At 69.6% G+C, this 1,767-nt stretch carries 1 protein-coding gene; it reads left to right on the top strand.

Annotated elements, in window-relative coordinates:
• Window positions 1–228: 228 nt before the first annotated feature.
• The gene (locus tag G6024_RS00625) at window positions 229–1,692 is read left to right on the top strand and encodes a decaprenylphosphoryl-beta-D-ribose oxidase (RefSeq protein WP_159147580.1); all 1,464 of its coding nucleotides are present in this window, start codon (window positions 229–231) and stop codon (window positions 1,690–1,692) included.
• Window positions 1,693–1,767: the final 75 nt, after the last annotated feature.

Below are 1,767 nucleotides of genomic sequence, written 5' to 3' on the forward strand. Positions count from 1 at the left end.
GCCGGTGCCGACGTCGAGTACACGCCCGTTCCGGGCGAGCACATCCTGGCCGCCTACACCGCGGTGGGCCCGGCGCTCGACTGGGTCGACGACCGCGCCCGCGGGGTCCCGTTCACCACCGGCTGCCGATAGCGTCACCAGCGGTCGGGCGCGCCGGGGGCGTTGCGGACGTCACGCCGGGGCCGTCGCGGGGTGGGTCGGGAGCCGCTGAGCGGTACCCTCGACCCTGTGAGCACCGCCCAGAACAGCCTCCCCGGCCAGCCCTCCACCACCACCGTCTCCCTGGACACCGAACTCAAGCGCCTCACCGGCTGGGGGCGCACCTCCCCCGCGATGAGCCACGTGCTCACCCCACGGTCCGTGGAGGAGATATCGGCGGCCGTGGCGGCGGTCAACGACGCCAACGCGTCGAGCCCCGCCCACCTGCGACGCGGTGTGGTGGCCCGCGGGCTCGGTCGCTCCTACGGCGACAGCGCCCAGAACTCCGGTGGTCTCGTGCTGGACATGAGCCACTTCAACCGCATCCACGAGCTCAACGCCGAGAAGGCGCTGGCCGTGGTGGACGCGGGCGTGAACCTCGACCAGCTCATGCGCGCGGCCCTACCGTTCGGCCTGTGGGTTCCGGTGCTGCCGGGCACCCGGCAGGTCACCGTCGGCGGAGCGATCGGGCACGACATCCACGGTAAGAACCACCATTCGGCCGGGTCCTTCGGCAACCACGTCACCCGCATGGAACTGCTCGTCGCCGACGGCCGGGTGCTGACCCTGGAGCCGAGCGGTACCGCCGACGACCCGGAGGGCACCCTGTTCTGGGCCACGGTCGGCGGCAACGGCCTGACCGGCGTGATCCTCAAGGTGTGGATCGCCATGACCCGCACCGAGACCGCCTTCTTCCTGGCCGATTCCGATCAGACCGGGTCGCTCGACGAGACGATCGCCCTGCACACCGACGGTTCCGAGTCGAAGTACACCTACTCCTCGGCCTGGTTCGACGCGATCAGCGCGCCGCCGAAGCTCGGCCGGGCAGCCGTGTCCCGCGGGTCGCTGGCCACCCTCGCCGAACTCGAGGAATACGCGCCCAAGCTGGCGAAGAACCCCCTGGCGATGGACGCCAAGCCGCTCATCACCTTCCCGGACATTTTCCCCAACGGGCTCGCGAACAAGTACACCTTCGGCCCCATCGGCGAGGTGTACTACCGGCTCGGGGTCACGTCCCGGAACCAGATCAAGACGCTGCCGGCGTTCTACCACATGCTCGACCTGTTCTCCGAGTGGAACCGGGCCTACGGGTCCAAGGGATTCCTGCAGTACCAGTTCATCGTCCCGCCCGGCGAGGTCGAGGGCTTCAAGGAGATCATCGGCGACATCCAGCGCTCGGGGCACTACTCGTTTCTCAACGTCTTCAAGCTCTTCGGCCCGGGAAACCAGGCGCCGCTGTCCTTCCCCATGGAGGGATGGAACGTCTGCGTGGACTTCCCGATCAACAGCCGGCTCAACACGTTCGTCAACGAACTCGACGCCAAGGTCATGTCGATGGGCGGCCGCCTGTACACGGCCAAGGACTCCCGCGTCCCGGCCGAGCGCTTCCACGCGATGTACCCTCGGATCGATTCGTGGATCGCCACCCGCCGGGGGATCGACCCGAACGGCGTGTTCGTCTCCGACATGGGGCGTCGCCTCGAGCTGATCTGACGGTCGACCGGGGCGGGGCCTCCCCGCCGCCGCCGCCCGGCTCCACGGCCGCGACGCGCCTCCGCCGGGGGACCG

This window comes from Dietzia maris (assembly GCF_014144855.1).
In the GTDB taxonomy this organism is placed as follows: domain Bacteria; phylum Actinomycetota; class Actinomycetes; order Mycobacteriales; family Mycobacteriaceae; genus Dietzia; species Dietzia kunjamensis.